The organism is Dyadobacter sp. LHD-138, from assembly GCF_030929615.1.
Taxonomy (GTDB): Bacteria; Bacteroidota; Bacteroidia; order Cytophagales; family Spirosomataceae; genus Dyadobacter.
Window position 1 is genome coordinate 82,778 of record NZ_JAVFVU010000018.1, and the last position, 22,680, is coordinate 105,457.

Annotated in this window: 19 protein-coding genes; 6 read left to right on the top strand and 13 right to left on the bottom strand. The window is 44.0% G+C overall.

The window, feature by feature from the left end; translation table 11 throughout:
• Window positions 1–22 precede the first annotated feature (22 nt).
• The 3 genes from RB622_RS15155 to kduD form a co-directional block, all read right to left on the bottom strand.
• On the bottom strand, window positions 23–2,356 hold the full coding sequence (locus RB622_RS15155; protein ID WP_308047412.1) for a glycosyl hydrolase family 28 protein: 2,334 nt from the start codon (window positions 2,354–2,356) through the stop codon (window positions 23–25).
• A gap of 356 nt (window positions 2,357–2,712) precedes the next feature.
• On the bottom strand, window positions 2,713–3,543 hold the full coding sequence (kduI, locus tag RB622_RS15160) for a 5-dehydro-4-deoxy-D-glucuronate isomerase (protein WP_308047413.1): 831 nt from the start codon (window positions 3,541–3,543) through the stop codon (window positions 2,713–2,715).
• A 165-nt stretch (window positions 3,544–3,708) separates the two neighbouring features.
• Entirely contained in the window at window positions 3,709–4,479 is a 771-nt protein-coding gene (gene kduD, locus RB622_RS15165; protein ID WP_308047414.1) for a 2-dehydro-3-deoxy-D-gluconate 5-dehydrogenase KduD, read from the bottom strand.
• A 278-nt stretch (window positions 4,480–4,757) separates the two neighbouring features.
• Between kduD and RB622_RS15170 the strand changes: the two genes are divergently transcribed.
• Both RB622_RS15170 and RB622_RS15175 read left to right on the top strand, forming a co-directional pair.
• Window positions 4,758–5,795 (top strand): LacI family DNA-binding transcriptional regulator, encoded by a 1,038-nt coding sequence (locus RB622_RS15170; protein WP_308047415.1) that lies wholly within the window; start codon window positions 4,758–4,760, stop codon window positions 5,793–5,795.
• Between the two features lie 24 nt (window positions 5,796–5,819).
• Window positions 5,820–6,326 (top strand): NUDIX hydrolase, encoded by a 507-nt coding sequence (locus tag RB622_RS15175; protein WP_308047416.1) that lies wholly within the window; start codon window positions 5,820–5,822, stop codon window positions 6,324–6,326.
• On the opposite strand, the gene RB622_RS15180 is transcribed toward RB622_RS15175, so the two are convergent.
• Window positions 6,313–8,457 (bottom strand): TIM-barrel domain-containing protein, encoded by a 2,145-nt coding sequence (locus RB622_RS15180; protein ID WP_308047417.1) that lies wholly within the window; start codon window positions 8,455–8,457, stop codon window positions 6,313–6,315. The genes RB622_RS15175 and RB622_RS15180 overlap by 14 nt on opposite strands.
• Before the next feature lie 256 nt (window positions 8,458–8,713).
• On the opposite strand from RB622_RS15180, the gene RB622_RS15185 reads away from it, so the two are divergent.
• Window positions 8,714–9,331, top strand: a complete 618-nt coding sequence (locus tag RB622_RS15185) for a redoxin domain-containing protein (RefSeq protein ID WP_308047418.1) — start codon at window positions 8,714–8,716, stop codon at window positions 9,329–9,331.
• A gap of 115 nt (window positions 9,332–9,446) precedes the next feature.
• The gene (locus tag RB622_RS15190; protein ID WP_308047419.1) at window positions 9,447–10,610 is read left to right on the top strand and encodes a methionine aminotransferase; all 1,164 of its coding nucleotides are present in this window, start codon (window positions 9,447–9,449) and stop codon (window positions 10,608–10,610) included.
• Between the two features lie 111 nt (window positions 10,611–10,721).
• On the opposite strand, the gene RB622_RS15195 is transcribed toward RB622_RS15190, so the two are convergent.
• On the bottom strand, window positions 10,722–11,957 hold the full coding sequence (locus RB622_RS15195; protein ID WP_308047420.1) for an FtsX-like permease family protein: 1,236 nt from the start codon (window positions 11,955–11,957) through the stop codon (window positions 10,722–10,724).
• Between the two features lie 223 nt (window positions 11,958–12,180).
• Between RB622_RS15195 and nadE the strand changes: the two genes are divergently transcribed.
• A complete protein-coding gene (gene nadE / locus RB622_RS15200) occupies window positions 12,181–14,214 on the top strand; it encodes an NAD(+) synthase (protein WP_308047421.1) in 2,034 nt (677 codons plus the stop codon).
• Between the two features lie 154 nt (window positions 14,215–14,368).
• On the opposite strand, the gene RB622_RS15205 is transcribed toward nadE, so the two are convergent.
• Genes RB622_RS15205 through RB622_RS15215 form a run of 3 tightly spaced genes read right to left on the bottom strand, consistent with a single transcriptional unit; the run spans window position 14,369 to window position 17,842 of the window.
• Window positions 14,369–16,162 carry an STN and carboxypeptidase regulatory-like domain-containing protein gene (locus RB622_RS15205; RefSeq protein ID WP_308047422.1) on the bottom strand — a complete coding sequence of 598 codons (1,794 nt, stop codon included), beginning with the start codon at window positions 16,160–16,162 and terminating at the stop codon, window positions 14,369–14,371.
• 46 nt (window positions 16,163–16,208) lie between these two features.
• A complete protein-coding gene (locus RB622_RS15210; protein WP_308047423.1) occupies window positions 16,209–17,246 on the bottom strand; it encodes a FecR domain-containing protein in 1,038 nt (345 codons plus the stop codon).
• A 2-nt stretch (window positions 17,247–17,248) separates the two neighbouring features.
• Window positions 17,249–17,842 carry an RNA polymerase sigma-70 factor gene (locus RB622_RS15215; RefSeq protein WP_308047424.1) on the bottom strand — a complete coding sequence of 198 codons (594 nt, stop codon included), beginning with the start codon at window positions 17,840–17,842 and terminating at the stop codon, window positions 17,249–17,251.
• Window positions 17,843–18,072: 230 nt separating this feature from the next.
• On the opposite strand from RB622_RS15215, the gene RB622_RS15220 reads away from it, so the two are divergent.
• On the top strand, window positions 18,073–18,780 hold the full coding sequence (locus RB622_RS15220; RefSeq protein ID WP_308047425.1) for a head GIN domain-containing protein: 708 nt from the start codon (window positions 18,073–18,075) through the stop codon (window positions 18,778–18,780).
• Here RB622_RS15220 and RB622_RS15225 read toward each other — a convergent pair whose 3' ends face one another.
• The 5 genes from RB622_RS15225 to RB622_RS15245 form a co-directional block, all read right to left on the bottom strand.
• A complete protein-coding gene (locus tag RB622_RS15225) occupies window positions 18,781–19,497 on the bottom strand; it encodes a M15 family metallopeptidase (RefSeq protein WP_308047426.1) in 717 nt (238 codons plus the stop codon).
• Window positions 19,498–19,556: 59 nt separating this feature from the next.
• Complete coding sequence (locus RB622_RS15230; RefSeq protein WP_308047427.1) at window positions 19,557–20,579, bottom strand: LiaF transmembrane domain-containing protein; 1,023 nt, start codon at window positions 20,577–20,579, stop codon at window positions 19,557–19,559.
• A gap of 6 nt (window positions 20,580–20,585) precedes the next feature.
• The gene (locus RB622_RS15235; RefSeq protein WP_308047428.1) at window positions 20,586–20,771 is read right to left on the bottom strand and encodes a LiaI-LiaF-like domain-containing protein; all 186 of its coding nucleotides are present in this window, start codon (window positions 20,769–20,771) and stop codon (window positions 20,586–20,588) included.
• An 81-nt stretch (window positions 20,772–20,852) separates the two neighbouring features.
• Window positions 20,853–21,473 carry a PspC domain-containing protein gene (locus RB622_RS15240; protein WP_308047429.1) on the bottom strand — a complete coding sequence of 207 codons (621 nt, stop codon included), beginning with the start codon at window positions 21,471–21,473 and terminating at the stop codon, window positions 20,853–20,855.
• Window positions 21,474–21,701: 228 nt separating this feature from the next.
• A complete protein-coding gene (locus RB622_RS15245; RefSeq protein WP_308047430.1) occupies window positions 21,702–22,325 on the bottom strand; it encodes a hypothetical protein in 624 nt (207 codons plus the stop codon).
• Window positions 22,326–22,680 lie beyond the last annotated feature (355 nt).

The following is a 22,680-nucleotide window of genomic DNA, read 5'->3' on the forward strand; positions in this document are numbered from 1 at the left end:
TGACGCCTGCTTGCTGCGATAATTATTTTCCGGTTAATGCTTTTGTTGAGGTATTTCCACCAAATTCAATATTTTTCTTTGCCTTCTTTTCATCGGTATTCAACAGGCGGATTCCTTTGGAACGATCGCCGGTAATGTTCAAAAGCAACTCTTTGCCGTCAGAATATTTGATATCATCCATCGTGACATTGGTACTGTTCTGAATCTGCATCACGGTTTTATCTTTTGTAAAAAGAGAGACGTTTTTCAGATTGATATTTTCGCCTTCAATGCAGACAAAGCCCTTGTTGCTTTGCAATACCGCATTTTCGATGGTAATGTTTTTAATACTCATTTCAGGTAAACCGCGAACCATGATGGCCGTTTCAGCTCCCTTACAGACGATGTTTCGGATATGAAAATTCTGAAATTGGGGCGTTCCTGCGTTAAGCGGTTCTGCTTTCATGACAGGCAGTTCATTTTTCTCACCCGCCTTTGGAACCGGATCTTTGGCCATGTAATACATGTCGAACAAAACTGCCTCGCCCGGAATATTTGACATGTTAATGTCGGAGATGAAAATGTTCTCAACTACACCACCGCGGCCGCGTGCTGTTTTGAAACGAAGTCCCACATCGGTTCCCAGAAAATTGCAATTGTTGATAAACAGGTTTTTAACGCCTCCGGACATTTCACTGCCGATCACAAAACCACCGTGACCGTGAAAAACCGTTGAATTCTGGACGATCACATTTTCGGTAGGTACGCCACGCTTACGCCCTTCTTCGTCACGGCCGGATTTAATGCAAATCCCGTCGTCGCCCACATCAAAAGTACAATTGTCGATCATTCCAAACCGGCACGATTCCAGGTCGACACCGTCGCCGTTTTGTGCATACCAGGGATTTCGAACCGTCAGATTTCTTAACGTAATATGGTCGCAAAGCATCGGGTGCAGGTTCCAGGCAGGCGAGTTCTGGAACGTGACACCTTCCAGTAATATCTTTTTGCAATTGGTGAAGCGGATCAGGTTAGGGCGTAAAAACTCTTGAAATTTAACAACATTTTCTATCGTGTAACCGGCCGCAATGTTGCCGGCTCCCGGCGTTTTATTTCCCAAACGTGAACCTTCACTCGGATACCAGGTTTTTTGACCTTCATCGAGAACGCCACCGGATGCGATCAATTTTTGCCACTGCGAGTCTGTTAATTTTTCTTTTTTGACTGACCGCCAGACTTGCCCGGCTCCGTCAATAATCCCGCTGCCGGTGATGGCGATATTAACCGCATCTGAGGCACTCACCGGCGATTGGCAGCGAATGGCGTCCAGCCCTTCCCAGGTGGTTTTTACAAGGGGATAATCTTTATAATTGTCACTGAATTGTAACAGGGCGCCTTTGGCAATGTGCAGGTTAATATTGCTTTTCAAAGTAATCGGTCCAGTCAGCCAGAAGCCTTCGGGGATTAAAACCGTCCCGCCTCCTTTTTTCGCGCAGGCATTTATTGCGTTATTAATAGCGACAGAATTGAGGGTTAATCCATCATTTTTAGCACCATAAGAAATGATGTTGAATGTATCTTTCCGGAATGCGGGCTGTTGAATGACCGGCAAATCAAACACATATTTATCGGTGGTGCCGAAATGTTTGAGATACTTTTCCAAAGCAAGATTTTGAAACTTTATTTCTTTGGCAACCAAACCGGCCATGATCCGTGCACCGTATTGGGAGAAATGCGTGTCATCCACAATACCTTTTGGGAATTTTGGATAGTAACCACCTTCCAGATGCATGAACAAAGTTTTTGACCCTTCAACACCGTGCTGGACAATGACTTCCTGACTCAAATGGTGCAGGTCAATCACCGGCACTTTTAATTCGGCCGCCACTGCTTTTACGGCAGCAGGATAGTCGCCGTGGGTATCCAAAAATTTACCTTTTTCATCAAAACGCCGACGCATTACCGGGGTTATCAAAACCGGTTTTCCATCTTTGGCCCGGGTTTCATTTACAAAACGGGTCAGATTTTTTTTGTAATCGGCATTGGCAGCAGCGTAACGGCTGGTGTCTTTATCTTTTGAATCATTGTGCCCGAACTGGATAAATACCCAGTCGCCGGATTTCATATTTTTTGTGATTGTTGCCCAGCGTCCTTCATTGATAAAACTTTTGGTGCTGCGGCCATTCATCGCATGGTTCTGCACCTGAATGTTATTTTGGAAAAAATCCTGAAAAACCATTCCCCAACCGGTTTCCGGCGCGTCCCCGGGTTGTTTGTTGGCCAAAGTAGAATCACCAATCAGAAAAACCTGGATTTTATCCTGATCCGGTCTGAACCCTAAAATGACTACCAGAGAAAGTAATAATAGTTTTTTCATCCTTGTTTCATTCAAAACCGGTTTTCCGGAAATAGTTTTATTAATTGACTTATTTTAATAATTATTCCCGGTTGCCATAAACAGCGAATATCCTGGGATATGACGAGTTTAGAGCTTATAATTATAATTATCAAATAATAAATTGTCTTTTGTTGTGCAATCGTTCTCGGGAACGTTGCCAGTCGCTGTATTTCGCCCGATCAAATATGATTTTCAGTTGTATAAATGAATTTACGCGGAATTTGAAACTGTTTGAGAGCGAAACCGGCTTGCCGAAAAATGGTATTATAGCAATAAAAAAGGAGTTTGGTAAAAGACTTAATTTTACCAAACTCCTCTGTGTTTTTTGGATCCTGTTAACGCAAATCGCCTATGGCAACGGCGTCCATGTCGGTGTAATCTTTGTTTTCTCCGGCCATTCCCCAAATAAATGAATAGTTGAAAGTACCACAGCCAGAGTGAATCGACCAGGGGGGCGAGATAATAGCCTGGCGGTCGGCTACCCATAAGTGGCGGGTTTCAGACGGCTCACCCATCAAATGCAGCACACGCTGGTTGGTGGGCACATCAAAATAACAGTAAGCCTCCATCCGGCGGTCATGTACGTGCGATGGCATGGTGTTCCAGACGCTACCCGTTTTTAGCACCGTAAGCCCCATCACCAGCTGGCAGCTTTGGATACCATCCAGGTGAATGTATTTGTAGATGGTCCGGTGGTTGGAAGTTTCCATACTTCCGATCGTTACGGGCGTTGCATCTTCTTTTGTGAATAAACGCGTTGGATAAGTCTGATGCGCCGGTGACGACAATAAGTAAAATGCGGCAGGGTTTTCTGCATCATTGCTTGTAAAAATGACTTTCTGCGTTCCTTTTCCTACATAAATACAGCCCAGTTTGCTGATCGCTATTTCTTCACCGTCGGCGGTAACTTTTCCATCGCCGCCAATGTTGATGATACCGATTTCACGTCTTTCCAGAAAATATTTTGCTTTCAGGGAATCGAACGTTTCCAGTACCAGCGGCGTGGAAACGGGTATGGCACCGCCGATCATCACACGGTCGTAATGCGAATAAACCCAGTTGATCTTACCGGATTCAAATATATTCTCAATTAAAAAATTCTCCCGCAAAGTCTCAGTATTCATCTGAGATACTTCTTTACGGCTACTTTCAAACCTGATTTCCATAGTTTAGGGGTATTTATTAGCTTTTGGCTGTTAGCAATTGGCTTTTTAGAAAACAGCGCTTTTATAAATTTTGTTGTTGCCTATTAAATTCGGGAGAGTCAACATGCTATCATTAACTGCGCTGGCAGCCCGGTCACTCCATCGATTAAACCGCGCGGCAGACCACTATCTACCCATCCAGCCGCCATCTACGGTCAAAGTCGTCCCGTTGACATAATTGGAAGCATCCGAGGCAAGAAACAACGCAGGGCCTTTGAAATCTTCGGGTAATCCCCAGCGGCCGGCAGGAATACGGTCCAGAATGGATTTGCTTCTGACCGGATCGTTGCGCAGCGCCTCGGTGTTGTCGGTGTTGATATAACCCGGCGCAATGGCGTTCACATTGACTCCTTTTCCGGCCCATTCATTGGCAAGTGCTTTAACCAAACCCCCAATGGCACTTTTTGATGCCGTATAACCCGGCACATTGATTCCGCCCTGGAAGGTCAATAAAGAAGCTGTGAAAATTATTTTACCATATCCTCTTGCAACCATTTCTTTACCGAGTTCGCGGGAAAGGATGAAAGGTGCATCCAGGTTAACATTCAATACCTGATCCCAATATTCGTCGCTATGCTCGGCGGTAGGCTGGCGAAGAATAATGCCGGCATTATTGACAAGAATATCAATAACCGGATGGTCTTCTTTTACCTGTTTGATAAAAGCATAAAGACTCTCCCGGCTTCCCAAATCCACCTGATATGGATAAAATTTCCTGCCAAGTGACGTAATTGATTTTTGAATTTCACTCTCAGTTGCTGGCAGCGAAGAAGATATACCGATGATATCAGCACCCGCTTCGGCCAGTGCTTCGGCCATCGCTTTGCCTATGCCACGGTTACAACCTGTTACGAGGGCAGTTTTCCCGGTGAGGTTGAACAAATTTGTACTATTCATTTAAATTTTTCTGTTGATTTTTGGGTCGCCAGCATAAATACAGCCAGTTTGTGCAAAAAATGAGTATGAATTTCAACGAGTTTAGATGTAATAGTTAGAATTATCAAATATTGGATTGTCTTTTTTTGTGCAATCGTTATCGGGAACGTTACCAGCAATGTCTGATGGTAAGTTAATAATTGAAAATTGTAGAATTAAAGGGTTATTTAGTATATTCACTGAGTGTTTAGTTAAGTATATTTTATCTAGGAATAAGTTGTAGTAAACGAATATATTCTTTGGAAACAATTACAATAAAAGATATTGCCCGTGCCTTGAATTTGTCGACATCTACGGTATCCCGTGCGTTGAGAAATAGTTACGAAATCAACAATGAAACCAAAAAGCTTGTACTGGAATATGCCGAGAAAATGAACTACCGGCCTAATCCGATTGCGTTGAGTTTGAGAGATAGTAAAAGCAAATCCATCGGTGTCATTATTCCTGAAATTGCCAATAATTTTTTCTCGCAGCTGATCAACGGCATCGAATCCATTGCTTACAACATGGGTTATCACGTTGTGATTTTTCAAAGCCATGAGTCCTACGAGCGGGAGGTTGCCAATACAAATTATCTTGTTTCAAGGAAGGTTGACGGTCTTTTGGTATCGCTTTCAAGCCTTACCACGGATCTGACACATTTTGAAGAATTACTGGAAAAGGGGATGCCCATCGTTTTTATCGACCGGGTTCCAAAAAATATCGATACGCATAAAATCGTTGTGGACAATTTTTTCGGGAGTTATCAGGCAACAGAACATTTGATCAAAACAGGAAGAAAAAGGATCGCGCATTTGACCAGCCCTTTCTATTTGTCGATCACGATGGAACGTCTTGCGGGCTACCGTCAGGCGTTGGAAGATTACGGCATTCCTTTTGATGAGTCGTACGTCAAATATTGTCACCATGGCGGGATGATGATGAGTGAAAATGAAACTGCGGTGCAGGAGTTGCTGGATATGTCTGAACCGCCGGATGCGATTTTTACGGCCAGCGACCGATTAACCACCAGTTGTTTATCCGTTTTACACCAAAAACAAATCAAGCTCCCCGATGAGATTGCCGTCGTTGGTTTTACGAATACGAGCATAGCAGATTTATTAAATCCGCCGCTAACTGCCGTTGTACAGCCGGCTTTGGATATGGGGCATCAGGCCACGGAGCTTTTAATCAGGTTGATTGAACACCCTAAAAAACCGACCGTTTTTGAAACAAGATCATTGAAAACATCTTTGATCATCCGAGAATCGACGGCGCGTAAAACGGTCAATGTATAGTGTCACGCAAATCCTGATTGATCTATGAATGGTGCCGAATCGATTTGTCTCCCTGTGGGCAATTCGCTGTTCAATTTTCGTGTGGCCGGTGTTGCCGTTCAAAACGGAAAACTACTTCTTCATAAAACGCCAACGGATAATTTCTGGAGTTTGCCGGGTGGTCGCGTGGATATGTTCGAGTTTTCAAAAGAAACGCTTTTACGGGAAATGGTCGAGGAAATTGGTAAAACCGTAACCGTAGGCAACCTGCTTTGGGTGGTTGAAAATTTCTTTGAATACAACGAAACCCGGTATCACGAAATCGGCTTTTATTACCAAATGGAAATCCCGGATCTTGATAACCAGCTGGATTTTGTCGTGCAGGAAGACGATACCGAGCTGCTGTTTCATTGGAAAGATATCAAACAAATCGATTTCGGAAGTATTTATCCGGAATTTATTACGACCGATTTGCTGCTTAACACTACTTCCATTCAGCATATTAATCTGGGTTTTAAAAACCTGAATACGGCGAAAATTAATTTGTCATAAAGTGCCAGGTTACTCTGCCGACGGTGTTGGGTTTGCCTTTTTCCGGACTGGAAATACTGCCTCTTAATACGCCATTCCGGCTTTCAACCTTTAATTCACGCCAAGCATACTGATTGTTTTCGTAGGCAAATGTTTCACCATCGTCATCATATAATCTAGAAACGGCTGCCTGCTTTTTGCCGTAATAGCGTATTTCCAGATCGACTTTTTCATTCGCTTTTGGGGCATGTAACAGCGCAGGCATCATCGGGATAATGCCACCATCTTTTACGAAAACAGGAATTTTGGATAATCCCGGGGTTACGGTAATCACCTCGCCGTCGCCTGCAAATTTGCCGGTGTAAAAATCGTACCATTTTCCTTTTGGGAGGATCACCTTTCGCGTTGTTTGTCCTGTGAAAAGCGGTGCAACGAGTAAATATTCTCCGGCCATGTACTGGTCTTTCACTTCTTTTGCTGTCGCTTCTTCGTATGGATTTTCTTCCAGATTGGTTGGTGTTTTCTCTTTTTTTAGCTCCATGCCAAAGCCTTCTTCAAGATTCATCCCACGGAATGGCGGCGTGCCTTCGTAATGATATTTCGCAAAAGTGCTGTACCAGTAAGGCATCATCCGCATCCGCAGCTGAGCCATGTCTTTAACCTGTTCGGCGACATCCGGGAAGGTCCAGGGTTGCGTGCTGCTGGCCCAGGCGTTAATCATGGCCATGGGAGAAAAGCATACGGTCTGAAATCTTCTGAGCCATTCTTCACTCGTTTTTGACGCGCGCACTTCCGGTGTCCACAATACACCTGCGTATCCACTGTTGATGAGGGCTGTAATGAAATCTTCGTGGCTGTAATTGTCGTTGTAAATAACATAAGGAAAAGAAGCGCCGCCGGCATTGGAGCCACGTACGAGGCCATAGGTACGGCTGTTGTTTTTCCTGAACATGTCATAGGTATGCTTCTGAACGAGCAACCCGTAGGTTTGTCTTAACTGTTCTGCCGTATGACCGGAAGGGAAAGTAGCGACATCCGGCCACAGATAGGTATCGAAACCGTCCACTTCGTCAATTTTATATCCGCTCACACCAATTTTAACATGCTCTTTTTCAAACTGCCCGAATAATATTTTTCGGGCTTCTGGCATGGAAAGATCCGGTACAATCCCGTTCCATACCGTATGAGACGCCGTGTAAGGTTTTATTTTTGAATAAATAGAAGCATCAGGCGAAACGTATGGGTTGGTCCATAAGTTAATTTTTACACCCACGGCATCCATTTCCTTTACAAACTTTTCAGGATTGGGGAAACGGGTTGGATCCCATTCAAAGGTGCAGGGATAGGATTTACTCTGCCAGCCAGGTTCCAGTCCAATAAAGTCCAGCGGATAACCTCTATCGGAAAATGCCTTGGCTTCGGCTTTGACCTGTTCGTCGTTGTAAAGGCGGTTGACGCGCTGCGTGAAGCCCAGTCCCCATCTTGGTGGGAGACAGCCACCGCCGCTTAACAAATTGAACCGCTCGATCACATTGACAGGTTTTGGTCCTGCAAAAACATACAACTCTATGCCCTCACCCGGAACGAGCATTTCCATGGCGTCGGAATAGGGGTGGGCATGCCAGTTCTTATCCGTATTTCTGTCCTGAACTTCCGGGGCATTTTTGCTGTCTTTCCTGACAGACGATCCGGCATAAACCTCAATATATTTCGCAGAATTCACAAATACACCATAGCCCAGCGAAGACACGTAAAAAGGAACGGGGGCATGGGTGCGTCCATTATCGGATTTGCCATAATGATCCGCGTGCAGCTGCATAATGCGCCCGCGTTGGTGGATCGTCTGAAAGTTCAGACCGAAACCATAGAGTTGCTCATTTCTTTTCAAGGGAAAACGAAGATAGGTTTTTCCGTTTTTGACTTCGACGGAAATGTCCTCGTTGTTTAATGGAAATGTAGCATTTTGTAGTTTTTTGAGGGTCGGTGAGGGGTCGGTGTCGGCTGCTTTCAATAAGTCGTAGGTATCGGGTTTTCCGACGGTCCCTTTCCAGATTCCGGGGTGAATTTCATGCCATCGTACCGATTGGGCAGAAACAGGCGGCAAAAGACCGCCTAACATTAATAGCGATAAAAACAGGTAAAATCGTTTCATACATGGGTTTTAGGAATGGACTCGTATTAGATAAGACGGCTGAATCAGCGTTGGTATTTTACCAATTTATTTTACTATAAGCCGGAAGCTCCTGCGGGGCCCGCTTCCGGCGTTCTTACCACCTAGTAAACAAACCATCGTTTCGTTTCTACTAGAAAATATTCTTTAAAATTAAAAGTCTATAAATATTGTAGATTATATAGATTAATAATACCTTTGCATTAGAAACTCAAACAAATACACAACCCTAACGATTATGTATTACGAAATCGAAGATGAATTGGGTAACATTTCAACCATTCAGCTGAAAGAGCGGGAGCAGGATGAGCAGGCTGAGGAACTGTCAGCAGGCGATCTGGCCCCTTTATTTTATTTGAGATCGGAAGATGGCGTGCAGGTAACATCTGTTTCCGGATATTCCGTAGCCAGTGATTCCAGGTCTCTGATTGATCTCTTGTCTTACAAACCACTTGTATTGAGTTTCTATTGCCCATGCTGGGGGAGTTACGCACCTAAACATTTGGCTGTTTTGCAGGAACTTGCTCCGCAAATCGAAGCTTTCGGGGGGCAGCTTTTGGTCCTGACTAACGAGTCGCCGAAGCAAATCGAAAGAATATCAAAGAAACTGCAACTTGATTTTACCATCATTCACGATAAAGATTTTAACGTTGCACGGTCTTACGGGGTTTATTCCGAAACTTCACCGATCTGGGACCGTATCGCGGGAATTTCAGAGGAGGTATTTACGCCAGCACTTTTTGTGATTGGTAGTGACAGAAAGATTGCCTACACTTTTGTGGATGAAAATTTCGACGGAACGCCAAATCGTAAAGCGCTGCTGAAAACAGTTTACGACTGGAAAGACAAAAAATAAAAATCTCTAAAATTATATGATCTGCACCGGCAGTCAGACTGTTTCAATTATATTTGAACCAGTCCGGTTGCCGGTGTACTATTTTCTTTTATCTGACACTTCTGTTACGTTTTTTATGCCTTCTGCAATCTCAGGAATCCAGTCGAAGCTGCCCAAAGTGGGTACTACCATTTTTACCCATATGTCGAAACTTGCCGAGGATTATAAGGCAATCAATCTGGCGCAGGGTTTTCCGGAATTTGATTGTTCTCCGGAGTTGCAAAAACTGGTTGATAAATATATCCGTCAGGGAAAAAACCAATATGCGCCGATGGCCGGTGTGATAGCGTTGAGGGAAGCAATTGCTCAGAAGGTGTTTGAGTCAACAGGTACGGAATATCATCCTGTATCCGAAATTACGATCACGAGCGGCGCTACGGAGGCACTTTACGTAGCGATTTCTACGGTTGTGAATCCGGGGGATGAGGTAATTGTTTTTGAACCTGCTTATGACAGTTATGTTCCGGCGATTGAAATGAACGGAGGCGTTCCGGTTTTCGTGACCCTGGATCCGCAGTATGAATATATCGACTGGGTAGTTGTTGGTTCAAAAGTTACGGACAAAACAAAGGCCATCATTATCAATACACCACATAACCCTACCGGCAAAGTGTGGACCTCGACAGACCTGGAACAACTTAGTTTTTTAGCCAAAAAACATGACCTGTTTGTCATCAGTGACGAAGTGTACGAACATATTATTTTTGACGGATTACAGCATATTTCTGCGGCTTCCATACCTGCACTGGCTTCCAGAACTTTCCTTTGCGGGTCTTTCGGGAAGACTTTTCATACAACAGGATGGAAAGTGGGTTATTGCCTGGCACCGGTGGAGTATACTGCTGAGTTTCGCAAAATCCATCAGTACATGGTTTTTAGTGTGGTTACACCATTCCAGTTTGCGCTGGCAGAATATCTGAAAGAACCGGATCATTATTTAAGTCTTTCTACTTTTTACGAGACCAAGCGAAATCTTTTTAACAACGCGATCCGGGATACCGGATTTATTTTGAAACCGTCGGAAGGGAGTTTTTTTCAGAACGTATCCTATGCGCATCTATCGGATGAACATGATCTGGTATTGGCCGAACGGTTAACAAAGGAAGCAGGCGTAGCATCGATTCCGATTGCTTCATTTTACGACCAACCGACTGATTTCAGAGTTTTGAGGTTTTGTTTTGCTAAAAACAATGACACACTTCTGAGAGCTGGGGAACTGTTGAATAAGGTGATCTGGTGATATTTTTAGGTTACACAGAGATACACGGAGGTTATTATTATAACATCAGCTCCGAGTATCTCTGTGTAACTCAGTGGTTCTCTGTGTAACCTAACCAGAAACAACAATCATTTATTTTTTGAATAACAAGGCTTTGATGGGTTGGATCCGGGTGATGATCAGCGTTGGGATCATGAGAATTAAGGCAGAAACAACAATGGTGATCACGTTAATTAACAGAAACGTAGCCCAGTCAAAAATGATGGGAACGGTGTCCATGTTGTAATTTACCGGATCAAGCGGGATGATTTTAAATTGATATTGTAGCCAGCAAAATGTCAGACCGGCTGCATTTCCGATCAGCAGCCCCCTCCGTACCATATATAAGCCGACGCGTAAAAAGACCATTCTGATTTGCTTATTCGGGCTGCCGAGGGTTTTTAATAAGCCGATTAAAGGCGTCCTTTCCATGATCATGACCAGTAAAATGGAGATCATGTTGAAGCAAGCGACAAAGAGAATTAACGTCAGAAAAACGGCTGTATTTCTGTCGAGTAATATGAGCCAGTCGAATAACTGACGGAATGTATCGGTAACTTTTTGGAGATAAACGGCAGGTGGTAAAATCTTTTTTAACTGATGCGAAACGTTATCGAGCTGCTGGAAATCTTTGAGATAAATTTCGTAAGTACCAATGGAATCGGGGCCCCATCCGTTGAGGCGTTGTACCAAAGCCAGATCGCCAATGATAAGCCGGTCGTCAAATTCCTCCATCTGGGTGTCATAGATGCCTGAAATTTTCAGTTTTCTGGGGCGTGGCGGATCTTGCAGCGAATACATAATCACCTCGTCGCCGGATTTTAGTTTCAATTGGGAAGCAATTTTTTGGCTGACCAGAATTTCGGAAGAATAACCATATTTCAGAGAAGACGAATCTTTGGTACCAATCAAACGGCCTTCGACCAGCGTATTTTTAAACAATTCCCAGTCGTAATCTTTCCCAACACCCTTTAAAACGACACCTTTTATTTCGTCGGAGGTTTTTAAAATGCCTGATTTATGGGCAACAGCCTGCCAGTGACTAACTTCCGGCATTTTCTTTAAGGCATCAACAACAGGATTTTTGATGGGTAAAGCACCTTCCTCATAAACATTTCCCAAGGCAAAAGCCGTCACGTTGATATGGGCGCCGAAGAGAAAAACCTTCTTCTGAATTGTTTCCTTAAAACCGATCAGCACTGCGAATGCAACAATTCCGACCGCCACGCCAATAGCAATACTGGCCACGCCAATACGTGAAACCGTTGCAGAAAAAGAACCGGCTTCGTTGTTCCGGATGCGTTTGGCAATAAATGAGGGAAACTGCAAAGAAATCGGATTTTAGATTTTACTATTATTCTGACAAAAGTAGCGAAAAAGTTTACTTCCTTTTGAATCCCTCGCAAATACCGTTAGCATGATTTCTTTTGTGTTTTTTACATCTTAGCGCAAAATATTCAATTCTTCTCCTTATTTTTTTGTTAAGTTGCCAAGCGGTTTGTGTTCTGTCAAACGGTAAAAGTAGGTACCTCAAAAACGGATTATTCTAAATATGTCATTTATAAAAGTATCCTCAGGCGTAGTAAACCAAACGCCCATGACGTGGGAATCCAATACCAAACACATTTTGCAAGCGATTGAAGAAGCAAAGAAACAGGATGTAAGTTTACTTTGTCTGCCTGAACTGTGCGTGTCGGGTTATGGCTGTGAGGACTATTTTTTTGCGCAGGATCTGGTGGATCAGGCTCAGAAATGTCTTCATGAAATCGTTCAGGTTACGGCTGGTATAATTGTCGCGGTGGGTTTGCCCGTTCGGCATAACAACAATTTGTATAACGCCGCCTGCCTCATCGCCAACAAACAGATTATTGGATTTTATTGTAAACAAAATCTGGCGAATAACGGGATACATTACGAAGCAAGGTGGTTTCGTCCATGGCCGGTCGGCCTGGTCGAAAGTATAGAAATTGATCAGATGCTGTATCCGATCGGGGACGTGATTTTTGATTTGTCAGGCATCAGGATCGGGTTTGAAATTTGTGAAGACGCCTGGGTGTCAAACCGTCCGGGGCGCCGTCATTATGAGCGCGGTGTGGATGTGATATTAAATCCGAGTGCCAGTCACTTTGCTTTCCATAAGTTTCTTACCCGTGAAAGGCTGGTTCTGGATGGTTCGAGATCATTTGGTTGCAGCTATGTGTATACCAATTTATTGGGCAATGAGGCGGGTAGAGCCATTTATGACGGCGATGCGATGATCGCTTCCAACGGTGAAATGCTGGTAACAAGCGATCGGTTCAGTTATGAGGATTATCTGATCATCACGGCGGTGATCGATACCGATAATACACGGTTAAACCAGTTGCAGAACAAGATATCATCCTCAAATAAAGATAAAACCTGGCGTGTTGCAGGACGTTTTGATTTTCCAGAGATAGGTCCCGTTCCACAACAAGTAGCAGCATTGGAAGCTTTTGAAAAGGGCGGTGCGTTGAAGGAGGAGGAATTTGCCCGCGCCGTTTCTCTGGGGCTTTTTGACTATCTGAGAAAAAGCAGATCCAATGGGTTTACCATTTCGTTGTCTGGAGGTGCGGATTCCTGCGCTTGTACGGCCTTATGCGGTCTGATGATCCGTCTGGCCGACGAAAGTATTGGCCTGAAACGGTTTAAGGAGAAACTGTCGTATATCAAAGGAATTCAATCCGCCAAAACGGAGGAAGATATTGCTTTGGCATTGATCCATAATATTTACCAGGGTACTGAAAACAGCTCTGCCGATACACTGGACTCGGCGAGTTCGCTGGCTTTGTCTATCGGTTCGACTTTTTATAACATCAATATCAACGGTCTGGTTGAGACTTATAAAGGATTGATCGAGGACCAGATCGGCAGGAAACTGTCATGGAAAACGGATGATATCGCCTTGCAGAATATTCAGGCGAGGGTTCGTGCTCCGGGTGTCTGGTTGCTGACCAATTTGTCAAATCACCTGCTGCTGGCTACATCCAATCGCTCTGAAGTGGCCGTAGGTTATGCCACCATGGATGGCGATACTTCGGGAAGTATTAGCCCATTGGCTGGAATTGACAAACATTATTTGCGTCAATGGCTTCGCTGGCTGGAAACCGTTGGCTGCGAGGTGAAGGGAAAACATATCCGGATTGAGGGCTTGAAAAAGGTGAATTCACTGCAACCCACGGCGGAGCTACGACCATTGGAATTAAACCAGACCGACGAGGCTGACCTTATGCCTTATGACTTCCTGGACGCTCTGGAAAAAGTGGCGATCCGGGATAAAAAGTCGCCGGTTGATTGTTACAGGCACATGCTCGTAAAGTACAACGGCGTTTATTCCGATGCACAGGTTCTGGGCTGGACGGAACGATTCTTTAAATTATGGAGCCGCAATCAGTGGAAAAGAGAACGTTATGCGCCGTCTTTCCATCTGGATGATCTGAACCTGGATCCGCGTTCCTGGTGCCGCTTCCCGATTCTTTCAGGAGGATTTGAAAAGGAATTGGCAGAATTGAGGGCATATGCAGGTGGTAATGGCGGCAGGAATAGCAGAGGGAGAATTGGATTTTAGGACTTCTTTTTTGTTTCACGAAAAGATTAACTACAAAGGTTTAACCACAAAGGGCACAAAGGTCTAACCACAAAGAGCGCAGAGATTTTAACTTTGCGCTCTTTGTGGTTAGACTTTGTGCTCTTTGTGGTTAAACGAAACTGTGCCCCCTCAATTAAAGCTTATCCCGGAACCGTATTGCCGCCTGAAATCCAACCCAGGCGTAGTTCCTGCGGGTCTGATCGGGTTTGCCGCCAATCCAAAACGTGGAAAAAAAACGTCGGCCATCTTTGGCAATACCAGCCTGATTTCCAGCCAGCAGATTTATCGATGGACCAAATGCCAATGAAAACCTGTTCCCCACTTTTCGCTCCAAAGCGGTAATAATCCTAAATAAACCCGCCGCATCGTTATTTTTTACATGCTCGTCTATGACCACCAGGTTAGCCGTCAGATCGGCATTGACCATCCAGCCGCGTCCTAGATTTCTGGCAGTTCCAAAACCATACCCAATACTTCCAAGCGGTTTATCGGAGGCCAGTGCGTTAAATCCAAACGTAAATATGTTGTAAAACGCATTCATTCCGGTTTTAAAGGACGTGTTAAAATAGTTGAATTCATCGGTTGCAACCTCATAGCGACGGTATCCGTTTTTACGAACGTAACTGAAAAGACCGATGGGTGCAGTCGCAGATGAATCCGCGTAGTTAAAGGCGCTTAACTGATGACCGCGGCGTACGGTTCTGGCATAGTTATAACCACCCGAAACCTGCCATCCGTAAAGATTTCCTAACAACACATTGCCTGCACCAGCGAGTTGCAGGCCATGAAAATTACCTGCTGTAAAATTCAGCAACGTCGAATACTGGAAACCTGTCACATTGCCCATGACCAGATTAAGCGCTGTGGCATACTGGAAACCGGTGACGTTATTTCCAACGACATTCGCAATCCCGGCAAGCTGCACTCCGACTACATTTCCCCGGTCCGCGTTAAAAAAACCACCAATTTCCAGTTTATTGGTTCCGAGCGAATAGCCGGCGAGGACATTAAATGAATAATCATTGACGACGTTACCGCTCAATTCCCGGTTGGTACTTAGAAATGGTAAAATTGAGGTTTGAACAGGCCTGTGCAGGGTATCCTTAATATTTCTGGTGTTGATGGCCTGTTTTGCAGAAGCAAACGCCATACTGAAATTTTTTCTTACACGCTGGTAGGTAGTCCGCAGTTTTTTCTGAGCGCGAAGGGAATCTATTTCTATGATGGTATCGGAGGATACGTAAGTAGTTGAAATATATTCATACTGTGGAATTTGTATTTTGGGATTATCGGGAGAATTTGTCTTTTTAGGAATATTGATTTGCCGGACGGACAGCGATTTGATCGTATCCGGGTTTAGAGCGATGGGTAAATAAGTGTTTTTTTTACTGGATATAACGACCGATTTACCAACGTACTGGTGTTTCCGGACTTCAAGTCTTACGGGTGAGGAAACCGTCGGTAACCGGATTTTGTAGTATCCATACCGGTCGCTTATCGTTGAAGTCAGCGTATACGGGTCATAAATACTGGCATTGGCGAGTTTTTCGCCTGTACTTTTGTCAATAATATACCCGTTGAGATTGAAATTTTCCGGAACCTCGTTTTCCTTCTTTGGACTGCTCTGCAGAATAATATACTTGCGACGCTCCTTGAAAGTAACTTTTCCTTTAAACAACTCATTCAGGATTTCACGTATACTTTGATTGGTAACTTTGACGGAGACGCGGGTTCTGGTATCAATGACATCCGGATTGTAAGAAAAGCTGAACCCGCCCAGATTACCAATTTGCTGTAAAACTTCGTTCAAAGGCTGATTATTGATCCGGATAGAGATCTTTCTTTCCAGCAATTCCTGCGCTTGTGAAGGAATTGGGATCAGAAAATTCAATAGAATGATCAGGAAGCTGAACTGGAACTTTTTCAAGGTACTGCGCGGATAGGTTGAGGCTTGTAGCAATGGAATGCGGGTACTACTGGCAGCTGTTTCCGTCCAGCCAATAAGTCGTTCCTTCTTTTCTCAAACGTAACTTCAGGGTTTCCGCGATAACGGAAAGCGTGGCGTCCAGTGGTTCTTTTTGAAAACCAATGGTCAACCGGCAGTTGGCCAGATCAGCGTTGGCTAGACGAATATCAGCGTGATATCCGTCTTTTAAAGAATTAACAATATTACCCAGATGTGCTGCATTGAAATCGAAAACCTGCGTACGATAACCCATGATGTTTAAATCGGTCTGAAGGCTTCGCAAGGTATCATCCTTTACTTCCACACTTTCTCCTTTTACCAGCTCAATTTTTTGCTCTGCCTTGCTAACCCGGACTTTACCGGTTTTTACGTCAACGCGGACGAGTTCCTTTTTGTAAGCTTTAACATTGAAAGAAGTTCCTAAAACCCTTACTTCCGTACCATTTGCATCGATGACAAAAGGGTGGGAGGCATCTGGTTTTACGTCAAAAAAGGCTTCTCCCTGTAAAGCGACCGAACGTAAATCACCGCTGAAATTTTCAGGGTAACTTATTTTTGAATTATAATTCAGAAATACCTGGGTTCCGTCCGGCAAGGTTGCTTCGGTTGTATTGTTGGTTGTGGCGACCTGCAAGGTCTCGGGGACATTCAATTGGGTCTGGAAAACATACCAGCCAAAGGCCATCATGACCATCGAAACGGCTGCGGCAATCCATAACTTATATGAAAATTGTTTTTTTAACGGTAATTGTCTGATGATCGTTTCATGCGCGAGGCCCTGATCGGTATTTCCGTCCCCGATGACCGGATTTTTAGCCGTCATTTTTAAACGTACCTTATCCCAGGCTGCGTCAGTATCTACTTTTACCTGTCTTGTTTTTAACGCGGCAGACTTCTCCCAGAGCATTTCAAAGGCTGCGAGCTCCTTTTTATTTTCGGGTGCGTTTTTAAGCCAGCTTTGTATCGCTGCAATTTCCTCAGCAGTGGCAATGTCGGCTACGTAGCGTGCTAACAGCTCATCCGATATGTTTTCATGATTGTTCATGCTTACGATTGGAAAAACTGTTGATGTAAAAAATAAACCAATAAAAGCAGCGAAGGAAGATAATCCGCCAGCTCACTCCGTAATATTTTCAGTGCTTTGCCAATCTGGTTTTCCACCGTTTTGATGGAAATACTCAACTGATCGGCAATTTCCTGGTATTTCATTTCCTCAAAGCGGCTCATCCGGAATGCTTTCTGGCATTGTTCCGGCAACCGGCGTACCGCTTTTTCAATACGTTCAGCGAGCTCATCCGCATGGATCGCTTCCGTCACGGATTCGTACGATTGCGGCATATAATTGACCGAATATTCCCGGTATGCCTCTTTCACCGAGGCGTGCTTGAACCGGTTCAGGCAATGGTTATGCACAGCACGATAAAGATAGGATTTCAATGAAAGGGTAATCTCAAGATCTTCTCGTTTTTCCCAAATCGTTATGAAAACGGTTTGAACAATTTCCTCCGCATCCTCCTCGTCCTTCAATAGAGAACTGGCATAATTGCACAGGCGCTGGTAGTAGAAACGGAAAGTATGCTCGAAAGCGGCTTCGTCTCCTTTTCTTATCGCTTGAACAATTTCCGGATCAGTGGCTTTCACGGACTTTCTCTTTTGATTTTTGGCCAAAAGTAGATAATCTCTTCCGATTATAAAATCCCGATTAATAAGAGCGGTTGCTGACACGGTTTAAATTTCTTTTCTCTATGACAAACGGAAACGCGCTTCCCCCTATGGCTAAAAAATATTTCCGGGCGTAGGGGGAAAATAAATTTGGATTGTCCTCAATGCGAGAACTGGAAATAGCCTAAATCAAATATCATTTATTAGCCATGAAAAAAATATTTCTTCCCTTGTTTGTCTATGCTTTTACCATATTCAGCCTGCAATCCTGCATTGATGACGATCCGGAACCACGCGGGACGAGTATGCGTAATTATAGTTTTACCGGTTTTGATCAGCTCGAGATGGGCAATGCTTTTCAGGTTAACGTGAAAGCAGGAAATTCCTATGCAGTCACAGCGACAGGGGAGTTAAATGATCTCGATGACCTTGAGATTTTTACGGAAGACGGAGCGCTTGTTGTTCGTTATAAAGATTGGGGAAATCGTCGCCAAAAGATGACTATCGACGTTACCATGCCTACTTTGACGGGTGTGGAGTTTTCAGGAGCGGTGGATGCGGGTATTTATGGATTTGAAAATGCCCGGAAAATTGACTTCGAATTGTCGGGTGCTTCTCAATGTAATTTTATCGGTTCGGCCAAAAGTATTGAAGTCGACTTATCGGGCGCATCCTATTTAAGTCTGATTGGTAGCGGACAATTTCTGGATGGAGAACTTTCAGGCGCGTCGGAATTGAGCAGTTTCGAATACCAGGCAGAAGAATCAGACCTCAAATTATCGGGAGCGAGTAAAGGGAAAGTCAGGATAAGTAAATTTCTCAAAGCGGATGCCAGCGGTGCAAGCCATTTAAGATTCCGGGGAAACCCAAATGTTCAGAAAAAGGTATCCGGAGGAAGTTTGGTACACCAGGATTAACTATTTGATCATGCCGTATTTGGCCCGGGCCTGTTTTTTTGACATACCGTCAAAATGCCACCATTCCGTTGTATTGACGGTAAAACCGGCCTGAGTCATCGCGTTGCGCAGAATATTCCGGTTCGCAATTTGTTTGGATGTCAGCTTGCCTTGTTTCAGCATTTCCTGTTCTGATCGGGGATAAGCAAGAGGGCCAAAAAAATCATATTTGGTCCCCATATCCAACGGTTTTCCGTTTTCGTCGACAACTGTCAGGTCGATGGCGCAGCCAAAATTATGATTGGAGCCAATTTTTGGATCGGCGACATATTGTGTTTTCTGACGTGCAGGTATTTTAAGATCATCAAGCGCGTCCCATAACTTGTATTGCACAGAATTTGGACGGGCGGCATCATACACCAGTAACTTAAAACCTGGCTTTATGCGCTGAAGAAAAATGCTGGCCTGAGAAAGTTTTTTGGCCATTTCGGGCTGAAGATAGGCATGGGTAAGATCTCCGTATACATTTCTCTTCATGAAATTATCAGAAGTAGCGTATTTCAATTCAACGAGTATATCCGGATTTACGGTTTGAATGTTGACAAGCCCCTGGTCGAGGATTTTTTTTTCGGTGCCTGAAATATTCTTTTTAGATTGGTTTTCAGGATGCTGGGCCTGTACAAATATGTAAAAAATGGTGAAAACCGCAGTTGGGAAAAATATCTTAAAAGCACGCATACGTTTCAAACAGTAAAATAATTCCTCCTTCTCAGCGATTGAGAAGGAGGATAACATGATTAATATCTTCTGATTTTGACTTTTGATAAGCCACCTTTGAAGTTTATATTAATTTTTCTCGAAGCCTTATCATATCCGGGAGAACGATAAAGTTTATCATTTATTTTTTCAAGATCGTCAAACGATGTCAGGTTAAGTGCTCCGTCCAGGACTATCTCACAGCCGACTGATTTTGGGATTTCGAGGTCGATGGCTGCTACGCCAGCTTCAATTTTCACTTTTGAATTATCCAGTTTATCACCTAGGCGGATATTCATATCGGCTACACCAGTACTCACTTTTAATGATTCTACTTTATAGCCACTCAGGTCAAAATCGCCTTTTCCAGCGCCCAGTCCAAGATCAATTGTCCAGATAGGTTTGTCATTCAGCTCGATCTCTGCTCTATTGCTTAGCTCTCCGTGGTTCAGTTTTACATTGCCATCTTCCATTTTGAAATTAACCGTTGCAGAATTTGCCAGTTTATTAATGGAGGTATTTGATAAAAAGCCGATTACGGAAGATTTTGTATCCGCTTCAAACAGTTTATCGGTATTACCTTTCATGGTAAAAGTGCCGGCACCGCCTTCCAGATTGAAATTTGCTTTCTGGATAAAATCCTGCATGTCATATTGATAGGAGTTGTTTCTTAACTTGCTATCTCCATCATCCTGCCTTTCGCTGTGATCCTGTTCGTAGTCTTCGTCTTTATTTTCGTCTCCGTCGTCGTTGTTATCTTCATCCTGATCGTTGTCGTCATTCCAGTTAAAATTCCAGTTGTCGCGGTTGCGGTCAATCGCGCGGTCGGTCCTGTGTGCAATGCCTCCGAAAACGGCGAGGCCTATCAGAATACCCACGAAAGCCCTGGCTGGCGCATGTTTTTGTGTTACCAGCAACAATATCCCCGCCAAAATAAGGAGTACTGGCCAGTAAGGTAAAACCGAATCCCAGTGGAAGTAAAACAGGTTCAGTTTACGAAGGAGGGCAACGATACCGATGACAATAAGAATTCCACCCCAAAAAACACCTCTTGAATTTTTCATGATTGCTTAAATATTTGAGTGGTTGGATGTATCGGAATTAATGAAATTTTTGAGTAAAAGCAGGATACCGGCGATGATGAGCATGACGGGCCAGAAAAAGCCTTTGAAGTCAAACCCGGTAAACTCTTCTATAAGAAAGAGGCAGCCTGCAAGGATGAGGAGTATACCCCAGAAAATGCTTCGAAAGTTCATGACTAAAATAGTTGAGAGTTGACAGTTAAGAGCGGTCCGCCGCGCGGTTGAAAGTTTTTTAGTGTTTTCAGCTCATTTACTCTAATTAACTTTTATTACATCATCGTCATTGTCTCCCTTGGGTTCGTTTGGGTCCCTGGGAAACGTACTCGCAGGTGTCGATTCCGTTGTGCTGAATGGTGTATATGGCTGCGGATCTGGTGTTGGCGTGTTGGGTTCTACCGGCTCCGTTGGCGGTGGTGTGGTCGGATAAACGGTCGCGTTGCCATTTTCCTGCTCTTTGTCGCGCTGGCGAAGGATTAAAAATGCACCCACAACGATCAACGCTACCGGCCAGAAATAGGGTTTGATTTCGTACCACAAAGGGAAGTCGTCAACCAGCATAAAGATACCAAACAGTACCAGTGCTCCTCCAAGAATTTTGATCGTCTGGTCGTTCCGTTTTTTCTCTGCTTCGGGATCGTGCGGTTTTGACGCAATGGTGTCAACATTATGGACATCCGCAGTTCCGGTTGGAAGCACAGCCCACAAAATGATGTAGAGGATACCGGTCCAGCCGAAACTTGGCGGGATTGGCAGGAACAACATCACGACAAATAAAACCCTAACGATTACGACATCTATTTGTAAATATTGGGCAATACCGGAAGCAACTCCTCCAAATACAGCCTGATCGGGTATGCGGTGCAATTTCTTTTCCATTTCGTTGTTTACGTTTATTTGTAATCAAAGGTAGTGGGTGATACAAGATACTGCAAGCTGGAAATTTATTATCGGTTAGTTGACGTGTTAAAAGGTAATCTGGAATGATTTCCGATTTTCAAACTTTTAGTTACACTTAAACAGCCCGAAATTTAAATGAAAACCGATCAAAAGAATTGGTCTTGAAAGCAATTATTTTGATCGGTTTTCGGGAAGTTACGTTGCATTTTATTCTTCTTCAAGCGCTTCGAGAATATCCATCATGCTGCCGAAGTCTTTGTAGCCCGGACGGATTTCTTCACTTCCACGTAAAGCAATACCTATTTCGGGAAAAGTTTCGGTAAGGTTGTTAACGGTACTTTCGTCGTCAAGACCAAAACCGATCAATATCGGATACTCTTTTGCAAGTTGTGCCAAGGCATTGATCCATTCTTCGGTCAAGGCAGTATTTACGTCACTTTCCAATAAAAAATAAGCAACTTCGTCACCATAACGGCTCAGAATTGAATAAATATCGTTGGCGTCGTAGGTATCCACACTCACCCGGAGGATCAGTGGAAGATTCAGCTCGCTTTGTAAATAGGTAAGCAATCCTTGAGTTTCAACCTGCACATAATGAACAGGATATTCGGAAAGTGCTTTAAGGAGTAGTTCAGGATCACTTTGGCTGGATTCAGCAACCAACTGCACGCCAGCCAGCCATGAACATATTTCTTCGAATTTTTTTGGAGAGATATAATTGGGAGAATCCTGATCAATTGAAAAACCAAGCATTTCCACTCCCATACCTGCACAATAACGGGCGTCGGACAAGTTTGTGACATTACTGATTTTTACCGTTCTGGTTAGCATGTTGATGTTATTAGTTGCAATAATATTTCCCGTAAAGATAATTCATCGGGGGAATTTTATTATTAATAAATTACTTTTTGGACCGGGAGGCGCAAAATCAATGGCTAAAGCCTGATACGCACAGCACATTTCTGGCCCCCAAGGCTTCAGCCTTGGGTTAATATGGTTATCGGGTTTTCAGGGCTGAATCCTTGGGTTAGCCACCTTTGCGGCGGTTTACTATGCTCGGTGGGGGAGCCTTGGGTTAATATGGTTATCGGGTTTTCAGGGCTGAATCCTTGGGTTAGCCACCTTTGCGGCGGTTTACTATGCTCGGTGGGGGAGCCTTGGGTTAATATGGTTATCGGGTTTTCAG